Annotated in this window: 20 protein-coding genes; 12 read left to right on the forward strand and 8 right to left on the reverse strand. The window is 65.0% G+C overall.

Translation table 11 applies throughout. The features are described from left to right. The first annotated feature begins 88 nt into the window (after positions 1 to 88). Entirely contained in the window at positions 89 to 1,204 is a 1,116-nt protein-coding gene (locus DBZ32_RS06965) for a M14 family metallopeptidase (protein WP_119166432.1), read from the forward strand. 50 nt (positions 1,205 to 1,254) lie between these two features. After that, positions 1,255 to 2,130, forward strand: coding sequence for a bile acid:sodium symporter family protein (locus DBZ32_RS06970; RefSeq protein WP_119166433.1), 876 nt, complete (start codon positions 1,255 to 1,257; stop codon positions 2,128 to 2,130). Here DBZ32_RS06970 and DBZ32_RS06975 read toward each other — a convergent pair. Beyond that, positions 2,127 to 3,218, reverse strand: coding sequence for an NAD(P)H-dependent glycerol-3-phosphate dehydrogenase (locus DBZ32_RS06975; RefSeq protein ID WP_119166434.1), 1,092 nt, complete (start codon positions 3,216 to 3,218; stop codon positions 2,127 to 2,129). The genes DBZ32_RS06970 and DBZ32_RS06975 overlap by 4 nt on opposite strands. A 495-nt stretch (positions 3,219 to 3,713) precedes the next feature. Between DBZ32_RS06975 and DBZ32_RS06980 the strand changes: the two genes are divergently transcribed. Then, positions 3,714 to 5,000 (forward strand): DEAD/DEAH box helicase, encoded by a 1,287-nt coding sequence (locus DBZ32_RS06980; protein WP_119166435.1) that lies wholly within the window; start codon positions 3,714 to 3,716, stop codon positions 4,998 to 5,000. 44 nt (positions 5,001 to 5,044) lie between these two features. Here the strand turns inward: DBZ32_RS06980 and mobA are convergent, their stop codons facing one another. Both mobA and fdhD read right to left on the reverse strand, forming a co-directional pair. Further along, the gene (gene mobA, locus DBZ32_RS06985) at positions 5,045 to 5,671 is read right to left on the reverse strand and encodes a molybdenum cofactor guanylyltransferase MobA (protein WP_119166436.1); all 627 of its coding nucleotides are present in this window, start codon (positions 5,669 to 5,671) and stop codon (positions 5,045 to 5,047) included. Continuing rightward, positions 5,668 to 6,681, reverse strand: a complete 1,014-nt coding sequence (fdhD, locus tag DBZ32_RS06990) for a formate dehydrogenase accessory sulfurtransferase FdhD (protein WP_407923487.1) — start codon at positions 6,679 to 6,681, stop codon at positions 5,668 to 5,670. Before fdhD ends, mobA begins: the two co-directional genes overlap by 4 nt. Before the next feature lie 222 nt (positions 6,682 to 6,903). Here fdhD and DBZ32_RS06995 point away from each other — a divergent pair, with 222 nt between their 5' ends. The 4 genes from DBZ32_RS06995 to DBZ32_RS07010 all read left to right on the forward strand — a co-directional run bounded on the left by DBZ32_RS06995 (position 6,904) and on the right by DBZ32_RS07010 (position 10,223). After that, complete coding sequence (locus DBZ32_RS06995; RefSeq protein ID WP_119166437.1) at positions 6,904 to 7,608, forward strand: ABC transporter permease; 705 nt, start codon at positions 6,904 to 6,906, stop codon at positions 7,606 to 7,608. Between the two features lie 11 nt (positions 7,609 to 7,619). Further along, positions 7,620 to 8,390: an ATP-binding cassette domain-containing protein gene (locus DBZ32_RS07000; protein WP_119166982.1), complete on the forward strand. Its 771-nt coding sequence runs from the start codon at positions 7,620 to 7,622 to the stop codon at positions 8,388 to 8,390. Between the two features lie 65 nt (positions 8,391 to 8,455). Further along, entirely contained in the window at positions 8,456 to 9,277 is an 822-nt protein-coding gene (locus DBZ32_RS07005) for a substrate-binding domain-containing protein (RefSeq protein WP_119166438.1), read from the forward strand. 136 nt (positions 9,278 to 9,413) lie between these two features. Further along, positions 9,414 to 10,223, forward strand: a complete 810-nt coding sequence (locus tag DBZ32_RS07010; RefSeq protein WP_119166439.1) for a molybdate ABC transporter substrate-binding protein — start codon at positions 9,414 to 9,416, stop codon at positions 10,221 to 10,223. A 9-nt stretch (positions 10,224 to 10,232) separates the two neighbouring features. On the opposite strand, the gene DBZ32_RS07015 is transcribed toward DBZ32_RS07010, so the two are convergent. After that, positions 10,233 to 10,439 carry a TOBE domain-containing protein gene (locus tag DBZ32_RS07015; RefSeq protein WP_119166440.1) on the reverse strand — a complete coding sequence of 69 codons (207 nt, stop codon included), beginning with the start codon at positions 10,437 to 10,439 and terminating at the stop codon, positions 10,233 to 10,235. A 179-nt stretch (positions 10,440 to 10,618) separates the two neighbouring features. Between DBZ32_RS07015 and DBZ32_RS07020 the strand changes: the two genes are divergently transcribed. Together DBZ32_RS07020 and DBZ32_RS07025 are read left to right on the forward strand one after the other, a co-directional pair. Next, positions 10,619 to 12,541, forward strand: a complete 1,923-nt coding sequence (locus DBZ32_RS07020) for an ABC transporter substrate-binding protein (protein WP_119166441.1) — start codon at positions 10,619 to 10,621, stop codon at positions 12,539 to 12,541. Between the two features lie 328 nt (positions 12,542 to 12,869). Beyond that, positions 12,870 to 13,079 (forward strand): RSP_7527 family protein, encoded by a 210-nt coding sequence (locus DBZ32_RS07025; protein WP_119166442.1) that lies wholly within the window; start codon positions 12,870 to 12,872, stop codon positions 13,077 to 13,079. Positions 13,080 to 13,163: 84 nt separating this feature from the next. Here the strand turns inward: DBZ32_RS07025 and DBZ32_RS07030 are convergent, their stop codons facing one another. After that, positions 13,164 to 14,051: a helix-turn-helix transcriptional regulator gene (locus DBZ32_RS07030; RefSeq protein ID WP_119166443.1), complete on the reverse strand. Its 888-nt coding sequence runs from the start codon at positions 14,049 to 14,051 to the stop codon at positions 13,164 to 13,166. 229 nt (positions 14,052 to 14,280) lie between these two features. Between DBZ32_RS07030 and DBZ32_RS07035 the strand changes: the two genes are divergently transcribed. Beyond that, the gene (locus DBZ32_RS07035) at positions 14,281 to 16,374 is read left to right on the forward strand and encodes a 4Fe-4S binding protein (RefSeq protein WP_119166444.1); all 2,094 of its coding nucleotides are present in this window, start codon (positions 14,281 to 14,283) and stop codon (positions 16,372 to 16,374) included. Further along, on the forward strand, positions 16,371 to 17,216 hold the full coding sequence (locus tag DBZ32_RS07040) for a C40 family peptidase (protein WP_119166445.1): 846 nt from the start codon (positions 16,371 to 16,373) through the stop codon (positions 17,214 to 17,216). The genes DBZ32_RS07035 and DBZ32_RS07040 overlap by 4 nt, the downstream gene beginning before the upstream one ends. 146 nt (positions 17,217 to 17,362) lie before the next feature. Here DBZ32_RS07040 and DBZ32_RS07045 read toward each other — a convergent pair whose 3' ends face one another. Continuing rightward, on the reverse strand, positions 17,363 to 18,199 hold the full coding sequence (locus DBZ32_RS07045) for an NAD kinase (protein ID WP_407923488.1): 837 nt from the start codon (positions 18,197 to 18,199) through the stop codon (positions 17,363 to 17,365). A 79-nt stretch (positions 18,200 to 18,278) separates the two neighbouring features. Here DBZ32_RS07045 and DBZ32_RS07050 point away from each other — a divergent pair, with 79 nt between their 5' ends. Then, entirely contained in the window at positions 18,279 to 18,770 is a 492-nt protein-coding gene (locus tag DBZ32_RS07050; RefSeq protein WP_119166446.1) for a molybdopterin-guanine dinucleotide biosynthesis protein A, read from the forward strand. Between the two features lie 205 nt (positions 18,771 to 18,975). Here the strand turns inward: DBZ32_RS07050 and DBZ32_RS07055 are convergent, their stop codons facing one another. Both DBZ32_RS07055 and DBZ32_RS07060 read right to left on the reverse strand, forming a co-directional pair. Next, positions 18,976 to 19,782, reverse strand: coding sequence for a hypothetical protein (locus DBZ32_RS07055; RefSeq protein ID WP_208539137.1), 807 nt, complete (start codon positions 19,780 to 19,782; stop codon positions 18,976 to 18,978). A 211-nt stretch (positions 19,783 to 19,993) separates the two neighbouring features. Continuing rightward, positions 19,994 to 20,623, reverse strand: coding sequence for a LysE family translocator (locus DBZ32_RS07060; protein WP_119166447.1), 630 nt, complete (start codon positions 20,621 to 20,623; stop codon positions 19,994 to 19,996). Between the last annotated feature and the right edge of the window lie 42 nt (positions 20,624 to 20,665).

Raw genomic sequence — 20,665 nt, forward strand, 5'->3', positions numbered from 1 at the left:
ATCGCAAGGGGTGGAGTCGGCGCGCCGCTGGCACTACCGTCGCGACTCTGTCGCACTTGCCCGTCAGCCCTTCACGAAGGACCCCGACATGGATCTGCTGTCCGCCGCCCAAACCTGCTTTCCCCAGGACTACGCCAACGCGCGTGAGAGCTTTCTCGCGGCCTGCCGGCAGCAGGGCGTCGAGGCGGTCGCCTTCGTCAATCCTCATCGCGGACCCAAGGGCGAGGAGTTGGCCACCGACGCCGCCTGGTTCGGTCCAGAGGACGCGCGCGGCGTCCTGGTGATGGTCAGTTCGACCCATGGGTCCGAGGGCTTTCCGGGCTCAGCGGCCATGCTCGACTGGATCCGCTCCGGCGGTCCAGATCGTCTGCCTAAAGGCGTAGCCCTGCTGGCGGTCCATGCCATCAACCCCTACGGCTACGCCTGGCTGCGGCGCGTGACCGAAGAAGGCGTCGACCTCAACCGCAACTTCATCGACTTCACGCTGCCGCTGCCGGAAAACCCCGGCTACGACGCCCTGGCGAAGCATCTGGTGCCGGAGTCCCTCGACGCGCCGACGCTGGCGGCAGCCGACGCGGCGATCGAGGCCTACCGCGATCAGCACGGACAGATCGGCCTGATGATGGCCCGGACCGGCGGCCAATACAGCCATGCCGGGGGCGTGTTCTACGGCGGCACCGGACCGACCCATGCGCGGCGCACGCTGGAAAAAATCGTGGCGCAGTGGAACCTGGCGGAGCGCGATCTGGTCGCCGTCGTCGACTATCACACAGGTCTCGGCCCCTTCGGCTACGGAGAGCCGATCAGCGATCACACACCGGACTCCGTGAACGTCGAGCGTGCGAAGCGCTGGTACGGCCGCTCCGTCACGCAACCGCGCCTCGGCACCTCCTCCTCGGTGCCGAAAACCGGGCTGGCGGAGACCGGCTGGGAGCGCCTGCTCGGCGAGACGGTGAGTTTCGTCGCCCTGGAGTACGGCACGTTCCCGCCGGTCAACGGATTGAGAGTGCTGCGCGCCGACCACTGGCTGCACAACAGCGGTAATGTCGATTGGGACGATCCGACGACCCAAGAGATCAAGCAGGCCATCAAGGACCACTTCGCGCCCGATGACGTCGACTGGCGCGAAATGGTCATCTTCCGCAGCCGCCAAATTCTTCGCCTCGGCCTCGCCGGCCTGGAGCAGGACCTGGCTCAGGCCTAGCTCACTCGTCCGAGACGCCTAGAGGCCGGAGCGCGCGGAGGGCCGGAAAGTTGGACATAGTCACGCAGGTGGTTCTGCCGCTGGCGCTGGCCTTCATGATGTTCTCGATGGGGCTCGCGCTGGTCCTCGACGACTTCAGGCGCGTGGTTCTCCGGCCGAAGGCCTTCGTGATCGGCGCGCTCTGCCAGATGCTCTTTCTGCCACTCATCGCGCTGGCGGTGGTGCTGGGTTGGCAAGCCGCCTTCGGCCTCGACCCAGTGCTCGCCGTCGGCTTTCTCATCCTTGCCGCCTGTCCCGGCGGCGTGACCTCCAACCTGCTGACACATCTGGCCAAGGGCGATACGGCCCTGTCAATCAGCCTAACGGCGACGATCTCGCTGGCGAGCGTGATCACCCTTCCCTTCATCGTAAACTTCGGCATCGACCTGTTCCTGGGGCGGGAAGCGGCCCACCTGCCGCTCGGCGAGACGGTGGCCGGCATCTTCGCGATCACCACGATACCGGTCCTGCTCGGCATGGCGCTGCGCCGCTGGGCCTCCACGACGGCCCTGAGGTTGGAGCCGGCGGCCCGCGTGCTCGCCACCGCCCTCTTCGTGCTGATCGTCATCGGCGCCGTCGCCGCGGAATGGGACTTGGTACGCCGCAGCTTCGGCGACGTCGGTGCGGCGGTGCTGACGCTCAATCTGGCGACCATGGCGCTCGGCTGGACGGTCGCGCGTGCCGCCCGGCTGGACCGCCGCGCCGGCATCGCAATCTCTCTGGAGACCGGCCTGCAGAACGGCACTTTGGCGATCTTCGTCGCGGCCACCCTGCTCGGCAACGAGGCCATGATCGTGCCCGCCGGCATCTATTCCCTGGTGATGTTCTTCACCGCAGGAGCCTTCGTCGCCGCCTTGATCCGCCGCCCGGTGGTGGCGGAGGCTTAGGACGTTCCAAGCTCTCGCGTGAGAGGACGGTGCAACAGACCCGTCATAGCCTCGGCAATCGGCTGGCCCTCGTGGACCACGGCGCGAACGGCTTCGCAGATCGGCAGCTCGACGCCCAACTTGCGGGCCAGATCCGTCACCGTCACCGCGTTGATCACGCCCTCCACCACCGCCTGACGACCGGCCAGCAGTGCCTCGGCCGTCTCGCCCCGCCCCAGTCCCAGACCGAAGGAGAAGTTGCGCGACTGCTCGCTGGAACAGGTCAAGGTCAGGTCGCCCAATCCGGCCAGGCCACTGACCGTCTCGCGTGCACCTCCGAGCGCCTCGGCCAGACGCTTGATTTCCGCCAGGCCCCGGGTGATCAGGGCGGCGCGGGTGTTGGAGCCGAAACCCAGCCCCTGGGCGATCCCGCAGGCGATGGCGATGACGTTCTTGACGGCGCCGCCGACCTCGACGCCGACCGGATCCTGGCCGGCGTAGATGCGGAAGGTCGGGGTGCTGAGGGCAGCCGCCAAACGCGCGGCGAGCGCCCCCTCCCCTTCGGCTGCAGCCAAAGTCACGGCAGTGGGCTGGTCGGCCGCGACTTCGGTAGCGAAGGTCGGGCCCGAGAGCACCGCCAACGGACGACCCGGCATGGCCTGCTCCACCACCTGGGTCATCAGCAGGCCGGTCTCCCGCTCGATGCCCTTGGCGCAGACGATGACGGGCACGCCGGCCGGCAACGCGGCCTCCACCTGTTCCGCTACCGCGCGTAGGAACTGCGAGGGCACCACCAACAGCACGACCTCGGCATCGGCACAGACCGTCGGCAGATCGCTGCTGACGAAGAAGACCTCAGGCAGCGGCACACCGGGCAGGAAGACCTCGTTCTCATGGCGCCGATCGATCGCCTCGACCACCTCCGGCTCGCGCGCCCAGAGCCGAAGATAGCGCCCGGCCCGCAAGGCTGTCAGCGCCAAGGCCGTCCCCCAGGCGCCGCCGCCGACAACGGCGACGCTGTCGAAGCCAGCGCCGGATCCGCCGACAGAATCGCCCTCAGGGCGATCGTTCGAACCACGATTTTCCGAGTCGACGCCGCGCTTCGTCATTTCGCTCTCCCCGATCCTGCGGAGACCTTGCCAAGATCCTGGCCGGATTCGCTACGGTGGTCAGGGTGTCCGGCGCGGTGGTCGACGCCGCCGCCCGCGCCATCTCCGGTCTGTCCAGATAGCGAAGCCCAGTGCAGGCAGGAAGCCTCCGACAGCCGGTTCTTCGCGGTTTTTCGACAAGGTGCTTGAAAAACCCCACGGTTAGACCGAGTTAGCAATGGTGCGGTGCAGCGAGGGCTGTGCGGTTTCCTTTGACAGGGGTCGCAAAGCCTGCGCAATCTCCGCGCCGACTTAGCAGCGCTCTTGCCGCGTATCGGCTGTGACGCCTTTAGCATACAGCTCCTGCCCGAGCGCCAAGCCTTTTCCAACCTACCCAAGTCCAGGAACGCGGGACTTGTGTCCCGTAAACCTCTGCCGGTGCCAGGAGCCGGAGTCAGACCGACTCCGGCTACATGACTGGGTTGACGCCGGCTGGACTGAAGAAAGATAGATTTCATGACCGCTTTCGATACGCTCGGCCTCGCCGAGCCCCTTCTGCGTGCCGTCAAGCAAGCCGGCTTCACCGAGGCAACGCCGATCCAGGCCCAGGCGATCCCGCCGGCCCGGGAAGGTCGCGACATGCTGGGCATCGCCCAGACCGGCACCGGCAAGACCGCAGCCTTCGCACTGCCGATTCTGGACCGCCTGCTGTCGCAGCGCGGCCGTCCGACACCCTGCACCTGCCGCGTGCTGGTGTTGGCCCCGACCCGCGAGCTGGCAGCCCAGATAGAAGCCAGCTTCCGCAGCCTCAGCCAGTTCATGCGCCTTTCGACCGCGCTGGTCACTGGCGGCGCCAAACATGGTCCACAGATCGGTGCCCTGAAGCGCGGCGTCGACGTGCTGGTGGCAACTCCGGGCCGGCTGATCGAGCACCTGGACAACCGCATCATCCGTCTGAACGAGACGCAGGTCGCAGTGCTGGACGAGGCCGACCACATGCTCGACCTCGGCTTCCTGCCGCCGATCCGTAAGCTGATGGGCCGTCTGCCGGAGCAGCACCAGACTCTGCTGTTCTCCGCCACCATGCCGAAGGAGATTTCCGGCCTGGCTGACGACCTGCTGCGCAATCCCGTCAAGGTCGCCGTCACTCCGGTCGCCACCACGGCAGAGCGCGTCGCCCAGAAGGTCTACCTGCTGGATGCCAGCATGCGCCGCGACCTTCTGCTCGACTTCCTCCGTCAGCCGGAGTTTTCGCGCACCCTGGTCTTCACCCGCACCAAGCGCGGGGCCGACCGCCTGACCAAGCAGCTCGAGGATCGCGGCGTGGTCGGAGCGGCCATCCATGGCGATAAGTCCCAGAGCCAGCGCACCCGGGCCCTGGAAGCCTTCAAGAAAGGCAAGCTGCCGGTGCTGATCGCGACCGACGTGGCTGCGCGCGGCATCGACGTGCCCGAGGTCAGCCATGTGGTGAACTTCGAACTGCCGAACGTCCCGGAGGCCTATGTCCACCGGATCGGCCGCACCGCACGCGCCGGTAAGGAGGGCCTTGCCATCTCCTTCTGCACCAACGAAGAGATCGGCCTGCTGAAGGACATCCAGAAGATGGTCGGTGCGCTGGAGCAGGAAGATCGCCGCAGCCCCGAAGGCCGTCGCATGGCCGCAGCCGCCCAGAAGCAGCCGCCGAAGCGCGGAGGCCGCAACGGCGGCGGTGGCAAGGGCCGCAGCCAAGGCTTCGGCAAGCCCAAGCAGGGCGGAGCCGGTCGCCCCTCCCAGGGCTACTCACGGCGCCAAAGGGCGGCGTAAGGGCGAAGACGTCGCGAAACTGAAGACAGATGGGCGCGATGGCCTCAGGCCATCGCGCCCATCATCTTTTCAGCCTCGGCCAGATCGTCTGGGCGGTTGGCGTTGAAGAAGGGGTCGACCGGCTCGGTCGGCCAGTCGGCGACGGCGACCTTGTAGCGGGCGGTCCAGACGTCGACCTTGCGGATCTCCTCCACGGTCATGGCCTCGCGCAGTTCCTCGGCCAGCGAGACCGGCCAGAGGGCGATCGGCGGGTGGATGCGTCCACCCGAGCCGGCGCAGGCGATGTCCGCTCCTTCGGCGATCATCCGCTCCTCGAGGCGCTCGACCAGGTCGCGCGGCAGGAAGGGAGCGTCGCTCGGCACCGTCAGGATCAGGTCGCAGACCGGCGCGTGCTTGGAGGCCCATTCCATCCCGGTGAGCACGCCGGCCAAGGGTCCCGCATAGCCCTCCACCGCATCGGCGGCGATCGGCAGGCCGAAGCCGGCGAAGCGTGCCGGATCACCGTTGGCGTTGATCATCAGGCAACTGACCTGCGGGCGGACCCGCTCCAGGATGTGCTGCAGGATCGGCATGCCGGCGAGAGGCCGCAGACACTTGTCGCCGCCGCCCATACGCCGCGCCAGGCCGCCGGCCAGAAGTACGCCGCAGACTCTGTGCCGGCTTCGGTTCATGCCCCATCACCGCTCTCGCGACCGCCCCCGAAGTTGCCCTCGAAACTCCCCTTGCGGCGGTGCTTGGCGTGCTCCTCCGGAGCGTCGCTGCCGTCGCTGTCGAAGACGATGCGCTCCGGGCCGGAGAGCGCGATGAAGCGCTTGCCCTTGGCCCGGCCGATCAGGGTAAGACCCGCCTGCTGCGCCAATTCCACGCCCCAGGCGGTAAAGCCCGAACGGCTGACCAGGATGGGAATCTCCATCTGCACCGTCTTGATGACCATTTCGCTGGTCAGCCGGCCGGTGGTGTAGAACATCTTGTCCTCGGGGCCGATTCCTTCCAGGAACATGTAGCCGGCGATCTTGTCGACTGCGTTGTGGCGGCCGACGTCCTCCATATAGATCAGCGGCCGCTCACCCTGGCAGAGCACGCAGCCGTGGATGGCGCCCGAGGTCAGATAGAGGCTGGGCGCGCCGTTGATCTTCCTGGTCAGGGCATAGAGGTCGGAGGTCTTGAGCCGCGCCTCCGGGTTCAGACGAATGTCGTCGAACTTCTCCATCAGATCGCCGAAGACGGTGCCCTGGGCGCAGCCTGAAGTGCGGATCTTCTTCTTGAGCTTTTCCTCGTAGTTGGTGGCGCGCGCCGTGCGCACCACCACGACCTCCAGTTCCTCGTCGTAGTCGATGCCGGCGATCTCGTCGTCGGCGCGGAGCATGTTCTGGTTCAGCAGGTAGCCGACCGCGAGATAGTCGGGATAGTCGCCGATCGTCATCATGGTGACGATCTCCTGCCCATTGAGGAACAAGGTCAGGGGGCGCTCGATGACAACGCGCGTCTCGATAGCCTGGCCGGTCTCATCGATGCCGCGAACCGCCTGAGTCAGGCGCGGATCGTCCGGGTCGGGACGGAGCAGGAACTCGCCCAGCGCCACGGGATCGGCGAGCTTAGCCTTGCCCTTCTGCGCGAGGCGCACGGGCGCCTCCTGGCCAGGTTCGCGGGCGTGTGGAGTCTCGGCGAGCGTCTGGTCCATGGAACCGGCAGCCTCCCTTGCTTTTCCGCTATATGCGGCAGGTCGGCGGCTGGTACAAGGACGGCCGGACAACCCTAAGCCTGCAGATTTTCCCGTGTAATGGCTATGGTTGTAGTAAAAACAGTTTTCTGCATAGATACGCAGACTTTAAGCTCGAATGACCTGCGTTTCGCATGACGTCTACAGCGCACCTCCAGGCACCAACCGCCGCACCGAGACCCGATGGAATACCTTGCCGCGGCCTTCCAGGCCGCTTTCGAGCTGATCGTTTCCTTCGACGCGGACCTATGGGAGATCGTGGCGCTGAGTCTGCGCGTCAGCCTTTCGGCGGTACTGATCGCGGCCTTGATCGGCCTGCCGCTGGGCGCGGCCGTGGCGCTTTTCTCCTTTCCGGGGCGCGGTGCGCTGATCGTGGTGCTCAATGCCTTGATGGGATTGCCACCGGTGGTCGTCGGCCTGGTGGTCTACCTCTTCCTGTCGCGTGCCGGGCCGCTGGGGGTGCTGAACCTCCTCTTCACCCCTACGGCCATGATCATCGCCCAGGTGGTCCTGGTCCTGCCCATCGTCGCCGCCCTGACCCGACAGGTGATCGAGGATCTTTGGGGCGAGTACCGGGAGCAGTTCGTCTCGCTGGGCGCCGGGCCCGCACGGGCGATCCCGACGCTGCTGTGGGATGGGCGGATCACGCTGGTGACGGCGGTCCTGGCGGGCTTCGGCCGGGCCAGCGCGGAGGTCGGAGCGGTGATGATCGTCGGCGGCAACATCGATCACGTGACGCGGGTCATGACCACCACCATTGCATTGGAAACCAGCAAGGGCGCGCTGCCGTTGGCGCTGGGCCTTGGCATCCTCCTGCTGCTGCTGACTCTACTGATCAACGCCGCGGCGGAAGGCGTGCGGCGCTACGCTCGCGCGCAACTGGTATGACGGCTGGCGCGATGAGAGACGTGGAGGCCGCGCCCCGCACCGCTGGCGGAACCTATCGGGACACGATCCTGCCCTGCCGCTTCGACGCCGTGGTCTACGAAGTCGGCGGCAAGCGACCGATCGACGGCCTCGATCTGACCCTGGAAGCCGGCCCCATCACCCTGCTGATCGGGCCAAACGGTGCCGGCAAGTCGCTGACCCTGCGGCTAGCCCATGGTCTGATCGCGCCGACGGCGGGGCAGATCCTCTGGCAGAACCGCAAGCTGGAACGCGCCGGACGCGGCCCGCGACGGCAGTCGATGGTCTTTCAGAAACCCGTGCTGCTGCGCCGCTCGGTTGCCGCCAATCTCGATTACGCACTGGCGGTGCATCGGGTCGGGGGCGAGGAACGTCGGCAGCGGCGCGAGGAAGCTCTGGCACGCACCGGTCTGACCGCCTACGCCCGGCAACAGGCCCGCACCTTATCGGGCGGCGAGCAGCAACGCCTCGCCATGGCGCGCGCCTGGGCGCTGAGACCGCAGGTGCTCTTCCTCGACGAGCCGACCGCCAGCCTGGACCCGGCCGCCACCGCGGCGATCGAAGCGATCGTCCGGGCCATGCATGCGGAGGGGTGCAAGATCGTGATGACGAGCCACGACCTGGGCCAGGCCAGGCGGCTGGCCGACGAGGTCGTGTTTCTCAACCGTGGCCGCGTCGTCGAGCATTCACCGGCCGCAGGCTTCTTCGAACAGCCGGACAGTCAAGCCGCCCGGGATTTTCTGGCCGGTAAGCTCGTGTGGTGATGACGGCTTCGCATGGTGACGACTGGACCACCACCGCAAAGGATACCCAAGGGAGGTTTCTGACTATGAAGACGATGTTGGCATTCGCTGCCGCCTTGATGCTGGTCGCCACGGGCGTCCAGGCGGACGACAAGTTCATCACGGTGGCCTCGACCACCTCGACCAAGAACTCCGGTTTGCTCGACTTCCTGCTGCCGAAGTTCCAGGCGGACAGCGGCATCGAGGTGCGCGTGGTCGCCGTCGGCACCGGCAAGGCGCTGCAGCAGGCGCGCGACGGCGACGCCGACGTTCTGCTGGTCCACGCCAAGGCGCGAGAGGAGAAGTTCGTAAACGAAGGCTACGGCGTCGAGCGCTTCGACGTGATGTACAACGACTTCGTGGTGGTCGGCCCGGCTGGCGATCCGGCCGGCGTATCCGGCATGACGGACGCTCCTGCCGCCTTGCAAAGCATCGCCGAGGCCGAGGCGACCTTCGCCAGCCGCGGCGACGACAGCGGCACCCACACGAAGGAGCGCAACCTCTGGCAGGCGGCCGGCGTCGACATCGAAGCGGCCAGCGGCACCTGGTATCGCGAGACCGGCTCCGGCATGGGCGCCACGCTGAACACCGGCATCGGCATGGACGCCTACGTCATGACGGACCGCGCCACTTGGATCGCCTTCGAAAACAAGGCCGATCACGAGGTACTGGTCGAGGGCGACCCGCAGCTATTCAATCAGTATGGCGTGATCCTGGTGAACCCAGAGACACACCCGCACGTGAAGGCCGATCTGGGCCAGAACTTCATCGACTGGCTGATCGGCGACAGCGGCCAGCGGCTGATCGCCGAGTACCAACTCAACGGCCAGCAACTCTTCTTTCCCAACGCCAAGAAAGGCCAGTCCTAACGGTTCGGCCAGCCTAGTCCCGGCCAGCCTGACTTAGACGAGTCCCAAATACCCTCCACTGGCGGGTGCGGCCGTTTCGGTTCGCCGGCGCGATCGCTCCCGCCACTTTTTTCTTCTCCTTCGGAACCCAACCATCATGTTGAAGCGCCTGTTGCCGCTGATGACCGGAACTCTACTGATGACGACCGCGGCCCTGCCCGCCTCCGCCGACGCCGTGAAGCTGCAGGCCGCCGGCAGCTTGAGAGCCGCCATGACCGATATTGCAGCCGCCTATACGGAAAGTAGCGGCAAGGCGGTTCAAGCGGCCTTTGGTCCGTCTGGACTGCTGCGCGAGCGGATCGAGGGCGGCGAAGCTAGTCACGTCTTCGCCTCCGCCAACATGCGCCACCCCCGCATCTTGGAATCGCAAGGCATCGGAGGGCCGGTGGTGCTCTTCGCCCGCAATCGTCTCTGCGTTCTGACTCAGCCGGCTCTGGGCGTCACCCCCGAGACTCTGCTGGAGACGATTTTGTCGGCAGAGGTGCGGCTCGGCACCTCGACGCCCAAGGCGGATCCCAGCGGCGACTATGCCTGGCAGCTCTTCGAGAAGGCAGAAGAGCTGCAAGCCGGCAGCTTTGCCGCACTCGATGCCAAGGCCCTGCAACTCACCGGCGGGCCGGACAGTGCCAAGGCACCTGAGGGACGCAACCCCTATGCCTGGGTGATGGCGGAACAGCAGGCCGACCTGTTCCTGACTTACTGTACGAATGCAATGCTGGCCAAGGCGGACAAACCGGATCTGGAGATCGTCGCCATTCCAGACGCTCTCGCCGTTGGCGCAGACTACGGTCTGACCCTGATCTCTCCCGAGAACGCCGCCGCGGCCCAGCTCGCGCTCTTCATTCTATCGCCGGCCGGTCAGGAGATCCTGGAGAGCTACGGCTTTACCGCCGTCGGCTTGCCCTGACTGCACCGGTTACTTGGAAAGCATCACTTCAGTGGACTTGATCACCACGTTGATCTCGTCGCCGACCTCAATGCCGAGATCGTCGACGGAGTCCGCCAGAACCATGGAGGTCACAACGTTACCCCCGCCGATGTCGACCTTGACCTTGGCGGCCACAGCGCCAGTCTTCACCTCGACGACCTTGCCGGGAAAGACGTTACGGGCGGAGATTTTCATAAAGCGGGACTCCTAGGGGTTGGGGTGCCAAAGACCGCCTAGATGCCAGGCCGCGACGCCGCTATCAAGCGGAGGAAGGCGACAGAACCTCTCCCGGTCCCGGCACAGCTCAGCTAGAGTAGCGCAGGCTACCGTGACGGCTCGGTAGCGATCGGATAAGGAGGCCGAACCGCTCGCCGATGTGCGCCCTTGCTCGATCCCTGACCCTCCTCCTGCCGTCCGCCGTCGTCTTGACCGGACTGCTCACCGTTCCGATAGCGTCTCCCGCGACGGCACAGGAGGAGCCGCCGTTTCTGGCAGAGCGCGTGGAGCTGGGTCAGCTTCCTCCTCTTACGGAGCGACTGCCCTCGGAGCCGCGCCGCGACCTGCCGCAGCGCGAGAGTTGGCAGAGCGGCAGCTATGGCGGCAGCCTCACCCTATTGACGCGCGGCGGCCGCGACGCGCGCGACCTGGTCGTCCTGGGCTATGCGCGGCTGCTGGTCTGGAACGAGACCTTCGAGTTGGTGCCGGACATTCTTCAGGACGTGGAGGTGGAGGAGAACCGCAGTTTCACTCTAAAGCTGCGGCCGGGGCATCGCTGGTCCGACGGTCAGCCCTTCACAGCCGAGGACTTCCGCTTCTGGTGGGAGCAGGTGGCCAACAACCCCGAACTCTCGCCCGGCGGACCGCCTTCGGAGTTGCTGGTGGAGGGCCGTCCGCCCCGTTTTGAAGTGCTGGACGCGGCAACGGTTCGCTTTACCTGGGATAGGCCGAACAATCAGTTCCTACCGACGCTGGCCGCAACCCGCCCACCCTTCATCTACCGGCCGGCGCACTATCTACGGCAGTTCCATCCCGACTTCGCCGACCTCGCCGCGCTGGAAGCACAGGCGGAAGAGGCCGGACTGCAAGGCTGGGCGGCCCTGTTCGACCAGCGCGACCGACCGTTCCTGCTCGCCAATCCGGACTATCCGACGTTGCAGCCCTGGCGCCTACTCAATGGTCCGCCGACCCGGCGCTGGCGCTTCGCCCGCAATCCCTACTTCCACCGCGTCGACGCGGCGGGCAACCAGCTTCCCTACATCGACGAAGTGGTCCTGGAAGTCGCCAGTGCGGAGCTGATCCCGGCCAAAGTCGCCGCCGGCGACAGCGACCTGCAGGATCGGGGACTGACCTTCCGCGACGCCGCCTTTCTGAAGGAGGCCGAGGAGCGAGCGGCTATATCTCTCAGGCTATGGCCGATCGCGCGCGGAGCACAGCTCGCGATCTATCCAAATCTCAATACAGCCGAGCCGGGCTTACGCCGCCTGATCCGCACGACGGACTTCCGCCTGGCACTCTCGCTCGCGATCGATCGGGGGGAGATCAATCAGGTGATCTATCAGGGTCTGGCCCTGCCCGGCGCCAACTCGGTTCTGCCGGACAGCCTGCTCTACCGTCCGGCCCTGCGCGGGGCCTGGGCTCAGCACGACCCGCAAGCCGCCAACGTTCTGCTCGACGGCTTGGCGCTCGACCGTCGCGATTCCAAAGGCTATCGGCTGAACCGCGACGGCGAGCGGCTGACGGTCATCGTGGAGGCCGGCGATACCGACCCGGCCGAGATCGACGTGCTGGAATTGATCCGCAGTCATTGGCGCGAGATCGGCGTCGAGTTGTTGATCCGCAGCCGGGGCCGCAGCGCGCTGCGCAATTCGATCCAAGCCGGCGAGACGGCCTTCAGCGTCTTCTATGGCTTCGCCAATGGCTTGGCCCGCCCAAGCATGAGCCCGAAGGAGTTGGCACCGACCGGCGATCGTCAGAACCACTGGCCGCTCTGGGGACTTCACTACGAGAGCAACGGCAGCAAAGGCGAAGCGCCGGATCTACCCGCAGCGCAGCGGCTGCTGGAGCTGTTCGAAACCTGGAAAACGGCATCCGACCTGGAAGCGCAACGCGCGGTTTGGGAGGAAATGCTCATGATCCACGCAGCCGAGACCTTTACCATCGGCCTGATCGCTCGGGTTCCCCAACCCGTGACCCATCGTCCGGATCTTCGAAACGTCCCCGAAAGCGCCCCCTATCTCTACGATCCAGGTGCCTACCTCGGCTACACCCGTCCCGACACCTACTGGATCGCCGACTAAAGACGAGTCAGGCCCCAGGGAAAACCGGGTCACGCCCCAGAGCGAACCGGGTTGCAGCCACTGCATAGCGGCCCTGTGTTGGATCCAAGCCGAACGGACTTGGTAGGTCAGAAATACTGCCCTATTATTTGTGCGGTGCAGCATGAAAAGAAGCTGCTTAAACATTTCTCAAGGAACCGCGGTTAAGACCGACCGCTGGTTCGCACCGCTGGCCCGCTATCGGCGGGACGAAGCGGGCCGATCCTAAGGCGCAGCCATAAGCGCCGAGCGAGATAAACCGTTCCGGGGATGGGATGCCTCCAACCGTTCAAGCCTGGAGAGCTGACCCATGGTAGAGAAGTTCGAAGCCCCGATCGCCGCCTACGGCGACCTGACCTACGATGAACTGCAAGCCTTGATCGAGCGCGGCCGTCAGGAGCGTTCGAAAGCCATCGTGACCCACGCAAAGAGTCTTGCGGCTGTCATCGGCGGCCTCTTCCGTAACGGTCGTACGACCGACGCGCAGGAGCCGCTGGCCGGTTCCGCGGCAAAGGTCTGAAGCCACTTAGACCAGATAGTGATCGGCGGAATCGCCCGGCGATTCCAAACGATCGCAGTTCGCTCTAGCGACATCGCCGGTCTTTCAGGGTCCGTTGAAGCGAACTCGCCCGAGACTGGCGATGTCGTAGCCGCCCATGCTTTCCGCCCTCCGGGCAAAAGCAGCCGTCCGAGTGAAGGCCAGGAGCGTCTGCAGCGGCGGCTCGAAGTAAGCGCGCCGTGCGACCAGCAGATCGTAGCGCTCCTCCATCAGAGGGACGAAGCCGAGCTTCAGGCTCCGCGCAACCGCCTCCACGGCAAGCCCGGCATCGGCGCGGCCCTCCAGAACTGCCAAACCCACCTCCAGTTCGCTCAGAACCGTCTCCGCCGGTGTCAGAGTCGCGATATCTCGACCGGCTTCGCCCAGCAGATGGGCCAACAAGAGCTGCGCTCCAGCTTCCGCCTGGCGCGCAACCCAGCGCAACCCGTCGCGCCCCAGATCGGCGACCGCAGAGACCCCCAGGGGATTGTCCGCCGCCACGATCAAACCCTGGCTTCGCCTCGCCCACTCGACCAAGACCACCGGGCGGCCGACGCAGGCAGCCTCGATCACCGTGACATTCCAGTCGGCCCGTTCGGGGTCGTAGACGTGCAGGCCAGCCACCAGGGCACCGCCGTCGACGAAGCGCTTCACCCCGTCCAAACTCCCCCCCGGCATCAGAGCCAAGCCGCAGGCGCTTTCCCGCACAGCCCAATCCAGCAGAGGATCGGCCGAACCGGCGATGACCGGCGGCGGCGCAATCGGCACCTCGGCACCTTCGAGATTGCGCGCCAGCCAGAGATCGATCAGCGGCTTGGGAAAGAGCCACTTTCCGGTGACGCGGGTACAGGGAATTTCACGCCTGCGCACCAACTCATAGAGCCGCCGCTCCTTGATCCGCAGATAATCCGCCACCTCGCGGGTGGTCATCAGCTCCGGCGGCCGTTCGGCCATGTCCGCTCCCTCACCGTCCGCCTCAAATGCCCAGGTTAAGGCAACAGACAAGTTCAGCCGGCGCAACCCCTCGCTTGCCTCCCCGAAGGCCGCAGATTATTTGGGGTCGAACCCGTTTGGCGCAGAGCCTAGTCTGCCGACGAACGTAAGATATAAAAAGCGGTCGCTCGCTCTCGGCGCCTACAGCCGAAGAAACCAAGCGCGGCCGCACCTCAGGAGGGATTCGGTTATGCGCCTCGGCGCCAAGCGACTGCTTGTCTGCGACTGCGAGTCCACAATGCCCCTGGACAGCGACAAGCTGACCAAGGCCTGCAAGGCGCTTGGCGGCGAGGGCGAACTCCAGCTCAATACGCAGCTCTGCCGCAACCAGCTCGGCAACTTTCAGCAGGCGGTCCTCGGGCAGGAACCGCTGCTGATCGCCTGCACCCAGGAGGCCCCGCTGTTCGACGAGGTCGCCGCAGAGGACAACCCTCAAGCCCAGCTCGGCTTTCTCAACATCCGCGAGACGGCCGGCTGGTCCGAAGAAGCCGGGGCTGCGACACCGAAGATCGCCGCTCTGCTGGCCGAAGCCGCACTTGACCTGCAGCCGGCCCCGACCGTGTCCTTCGCGTCGGAGGGCACCTGCCTCGTCTACGGACGGGACAGTCAGGCGCTGGAGGCCGCGCAGCAGCTCAAGACGAAGCTGGACGTGACCGTACTCCTGATGCCTGAGGCTGACTCCGTCATGCCGCCGCGGGTCATGGATCTGCCGGTCTTTCGGGGCCGGATCACCAGCGCGCAGGGTCATCTCGGCGCCTTCGCCATCAACGTCGACGGCTATGCCGCAGCCAAGCCGTCGTCGCGGCTGGAGTTGGCGTTCGAGGCGCCGCGCGACAATGCCTACTCCGAATGCGATCTGATCCTCGATCTGACGGGCGAGGCGCCGCTCTTCACCGGTCACGAACGGCGCGACGGCTATCTGCGTCCCGACCCGGGCAATCCCGCCGCGGTGCAGAAGGCGATCTTCGAGATCAGCGAGCTGACCGGCGAGTTCGAGAAGCCCCGCTACGTCAAGTACGACGCCAACATCTGCGCCCACAGCCGCAGCCGCAAGACGGGCTGCACCCGCTGTCTCGATGTCTGCCCGACCGGCGCCATCACGCCCGCAGGCGACCAGGTGGAGATCGACCCGCACATCTGCGGCGGGTGCGGCATGTGCGCCAGCGTCTGTCCGACGGGCGCAGCGACCTATCAGTTGCCGGCCGGCAACTCTCTGTTCGAGCGGCTGCGAAGCCTGCTGGAGGCTTACCACAAGGCGGGGGGCACAAACGCAACCCTGCTGCTGCACGATGGCCGGCACGGAGAGGAGATGATCTCCCTGATGGCACGCGGCGGCCGCGGCTTGCCACCTCAGGTCATCCCCTTCCCACTGAACGAAGTGACGCTGGTCGGTGTCGACTTCTTCGCCATGGCCTTTGCCTACGGGGCGACCCGGATCGCCCTCCTGATCGGGCCGGACAAGCGCGGCGAGTTGGAAGGGCTGGCCGGTCAGATCGCTCTGGCCGAGACAGTGATGGACGGCCTGGGGTACGGCGGCGGCCGCATCGACCTGCTGGACGAAGCGGATCCCGACAAGGTGGAAGCGCGGTTGTGGGAGCTTGAAAGCCGCAGCCAGCCGGAGCCGGGCGGCTTCCTTCCGATGGGCGGCAAACGGACACGCTCCATGCTGGCGCTGCGCCACCTCCATGGCAAAGCCCCCCAGACCGACCACGGCGGGCCGCCCGACCTCCTGCCGCTTCCCAAGGGCGCTCCCTTCGGCCGGGTCAAGGTCGACACCGACGGCTGCACCATGTGTCTGGCCTGCGTCTCGGCCTGCCCGACCGGCGCGCTGCAGGACGATCCCGACAGGCCTTGGCTCGGCTTCAGCGAGGAGGCCTGCGTTCAATGCGGCCTCTGCGCCAACACCTGCCCGGAGAGCGTTATCACGCTCGAACCCCGCCTCAACTTCTCCGAGGAGGCGCGCGCTGCCGTCAAGCTGAACGAGACGGAGCCCTTCAACTGCATCCGCTGCGGCAAACCTTTCGGCGTCAAGCACACGATCGATCGCATCACCGATCAGCTCGCCGGCAAGCATTGGATGTTCGGCTCCAGCGATACCGTCGAACGGATCATGATGTGCGACGACTGCCGCGTCGTGGTGCACTTCGAGCAACCCAATCCGATGGCGGGACCGGAGCGCCCGGCGATCCGCACGACGGACGACTACTTCCGCGAACGCGAGATCGAGGAGGCCCGCGCCAAGGTGCGCGCCGAGCGCGATCAGGAGGGCGACGATTCGGTATGAGCGACCTCGACCGCCGCCTCCATGCTCTGCGCGACGACCTGGCGGACCTGCGGCTGCAGGGACGGGTCGAAGCGATCCGGTTCGTCGAAGGCCGCCCGGCAGCCGTCGCCGTCGGCACGGCGGGGCTGCGGCGCAGTCCCGGCGGACGGCTCGACAGCCAACTGCTGCTCGGCGAACCGCTGCTGGTCTTCGAGGAACGAGACGGCTGGGCCTGGCTGCAGTCGGAGGCCGACGGCTATGTGGGCTACGTCGAAACCCCGGCGCTTGCACCACGCGGCCCCGCAGCCACTCACAGGGTGGCGACCCGCTCGACATTGCTGTTTCCAGAGCCGGACATCAAAGCGCCGATCCTGGAGGTTCTGACGCTCACCACGACCGTCGCCGTCACCGGCCGCGAGAAGCGCTTCGCCGTCACGCCGCAGGGCTACATTTGGGCCGATCATCTGATCTCCCTCGGCGAAACGCTGCCCGACTACGTCGAGACCGCGCTGACCTTTCTCCACACGCCCTACCTCTGGGGCGGCAAGTCGGCCGCCGGCGTGGACTGCTCGGGATTGATACAACTGTCTCTGACGGCTGCGGGCGTCGCCTGCCCGCGCGATACGGACATGCAGGAAGCCTGCGCGGAGTTGGGCACCTCGATCGATCCGGAAGCGCCGCTGCGGCGCGGCGACCTGGTTTTCTGGAAGGGTCACGTCGCGATCGCGCTCGACGCCGAGACGGTGGTCAACGCCACCGCGCATTATCTCTCGACGGTGATCGAGCCGCTGGCGGTGCTGGACTCCCGCGCCCGTGCCGACAGTCCCGAAGGCATCACGACCGTCCGTCGCCCTTCTATCTGATCACGCATCGCGCCTACGACTGAAGCGGATCGCCGTTGCTAATGTGTCCCGGGACTTTGAAGTAGATCGGCATGGCGGCCCTCGCCCTCTTGCACGGGGAATCACAACAGCCAAGAACAAAGGGACGGTTAATCCAATTCCCACCATCAAGGCAGGAACTGCTCCATGATGATCCGTTCTTCGAGGTTATGCTCGGCATCGGAAAGCAGCCGCAGGCTCACCTCGCGATCTTCGCGGATCTCCACCTTTGCGACGTCGCGAACCTCGGTGTAGTCCGCGACCGCGCCGACGGGCCGTTTGTCCTGTTCCAGGATCTCAAGGGTCACCACGGCCTTGTGGGGCAGCAGCGCACCACGCCAGCGCCGGGGGCGGAAGGCGCTGATCGGCGTCAGCGCCAACAGGCCGGCGCCAAGCGGGATGATCGGTCCGTGAGCGGACAAGTTGTAGGCGGTACTGCCGGCCGGCGTGGCGACCAGAACGCCGTCGCAGATCAGTTCCTTCAGCCGAACCACGCCGTCCACGGAGATTCGGATCTTCGCGGCCTGGCGGCTTTCGCGGAACAGCGAGACCTCGTTGATCGCCAAAGCGTCATGGCACGCGCCATCGCACCCCGTGGCGATCATGCGGAGGGGATGCAGATCGACACTCGTGGCCGCCGCCAGCCGTTCAGCCAGCCCCTCCTCGCGGTACTCGTTCATCAGAAAACCGACGGTGCCGCAGTTCATGCCGTAGATCGACACGCCGCGGCCCATGTTCGCATGCAGCGTCTCCAGCATCAGGCCATCGCCGCCGAGCGCCACGATGATCTCCGCCTCCTCCGGCGCGACCGGATCGTAGCGGGCCGATAGAGCTTCCAGCCCACGTCGCGCCTCGGGCGTTTCCGCCGCGACGAAAGCCATCTTCGGCGCGGAACCGACTTGGGAAGCCGGGCGGTTCACAGTGGTGTTGGCGGGAGAGAGACCGGACGGCATGTTGGCACCCATCGTCTTTTCGACCGCCGCAGTATAGCCTCTCGCGAGCTTGAGACCATGTCAGCTTGAAACCGGGCCAGGGAGCCATCGAATGCGCGGAATCTTTTGGGTTTTCGGATTGACCCTGCTGCTAGCGGGCGGACTGGCGGAGCCGGCGGCAGCGCAAGAGCTGGATGATCGACACATCGGCTACTACTACCCGCACCCGCAGACTTACGAGACCTTCGTGTCGCGCGGTCGGCCCCTGCCCCAGGCCAGCCGGCAGATGCGCGTCGGCTTCGTGGTCGGCTACACCACCAGCCAGCTGGAACTGCCCTACCCGCCCGAATTCGTGCTTTATGCCAAGGGGGCCGAGGCACAGAAGCTGATCATCGCCTCACTGGACGACGACCGCATGAACACGCTCTACCGGGCCCGCGCGGTTCTGGCGATGATGACGGCGGTCGCCCGCACCATGCCGATCTTCGTGGAGAACGGCGTGGAAGACAGCTTTACCTTCTTCGACCTGGCGAAACTTTTGGGTTTCGAGCAGATCACGGTCACCGACGGGCGCGACTTCGCACACCAGGTTACTCTCGACTAGGCCCAGAACCGGAACTACCCGGTCGACGAGGCTTGACGGAGATTTGCAGACGCTCGAGGTGCAAGAAATGCGGCCCTCGGTTTGCGCAGGCAGTCTCGCCGGCAGGCCTTTGCGCGACGGCCTGCATGCTCTCCCGGCCGCTCGCAAAAGCAGCGAGCGTTGGCAGGGGTTTTCTGGGGCACAATCGGGAGGGACGGAGCGCTGATCAGAAGACGGTCTTCAGCACCTTCTCTGTCCCTGACAAGAGGTCATCGATCTCATCCTTGGTCGGCTCTTTCGTCTTGGCGTGACCGCACAGATTTCGGATGTCGGCGAGGTGCTGGATGAAGCGCCACTGAGGCACCGTTATAGCGTCTTTGTCTTTCAAGGCTTGGTTCAGATCAGAAATTGCGGGGTTCTTCTTCCTTATGGTGATGGCGTGGGCATCGCTGACCTGTAGCAGATGCTTCTCGATCACGACCCCGCAGATCGCCCCAGCAGCGCGCAGATAACCTGCCTTTGCAAGTGCACGGGCGCTCTCTATTTCTGAATCAAACAGATCAGCCTGAAGTATAGCTGTCAAATCAATCAACGCGCTGTCTAATTTTTCTTTAGCCGCCCTTACTATGCTCAATTGTTGACGAAACTCGGGAATCGCCGCGCTTCTATCCACAATTATATCTCCAATTCGAGTAATTTGGAGGCCCTGCAAATAATCTTTGATCATATAGTTTTGAAAACTTATTTCCTTTCTGATCCTCGGATACTCATAATAAGATTGAAAATCTGTGAAGCGATACGGCAGAATTTTCTTAATTAATGCCTGAGCTTCCGAATACCAAGCTTGGTATTTATTGTCGAAACTTGGAAGTTCTTTGAGGTATTTCTCAATCCCATGCTCGCCGACTTCTTCTCGAACATGCTCGACGAAGTCTTCGCCATAACAGTCATACTGCATCGCCATATGCAGCATGTCGCCGTCGCGAATCAGACGATCCAATGCCTTAGTGAACTTATCAAATCGCTCGGACATACCGCTCCTCCAAAAGCGGGACTTTCTCTATCTGGATTCAGGCTGTCAAACGTCGGTGGAGCCGGCGAAGAGTTCACCGAGAATCCCCCAAGATTCAACCAACTCGAATCACGCTCTAGGTGTTTAGTCCCGGCATTTGATGGATGCGGATTGGCTTCCATCAAACAGGTGAATCGCACTCTCATTCTTATTATTTTAGAGCAGGATCGCTTTACGAGCGATCGGCCGCCAAGCGGAGACCGAGGCCGATCAGAATGGTGCCGCCGATCCGTCTGGCCCAGAGTTGCGCGCGCTGGCTCGCCTTCAGCCGCGCAACCAAGGTCGAGGTCAGGAAGACGGCGACGAGGTCGGCGGAGGAGAAGGCAAAGTTCACGATCACGCCGAGGATGAGGAACTGCGTCCAGATCGGCAGAAGCGCCGTAGGGTCGACGAACTGCGGCAGAAAGGCGAGATAGAAGATCGCGACTTTCGGGTTCAACACCTCGACCAGAATGCTTTCGAAAACACTGCGCCGGGCGCTCTTGGACGCAAGCTGCGGCAGGTCCGTATCCAACGGCCGGCTGCGCAGCAGTCCGATCCCCAGCCAGATCAGATAAGCGGCGCCGGCAAACTTCACCGCGAGATAGAGATCGGGAACCAGCTCGAAGACGGCGGCCAATCCAAGAGCAGCCGCCAGAACGTGCGCATAGCCGCCGATATGGATACCCAGCATCGCCAAGAAGCCGGCCCGACGACCACGCGCCAGAGTCTGTGCTGCCGTGTAGAGCAGTGCCGGTCCGGGCATGTAGGCGAAGATCACGGTGGCCACCGCGAAGCCCAAAAGCAGTTCCCAGGAGGGCATTCAGAACTTCCTCCACCGATGAGACCGACAGGATATCGGCAT

Source organism: Algihabitans albus (assembly GCF_003572205.1).
In the GTDB taxonomy this organism is placed as follows: domain Bacteria; phylum Pseudomonadota; class Alphaproteobacteria; order Kiloniellales; family DSM-21159; genus Algihabitans; species Algihabitans albus.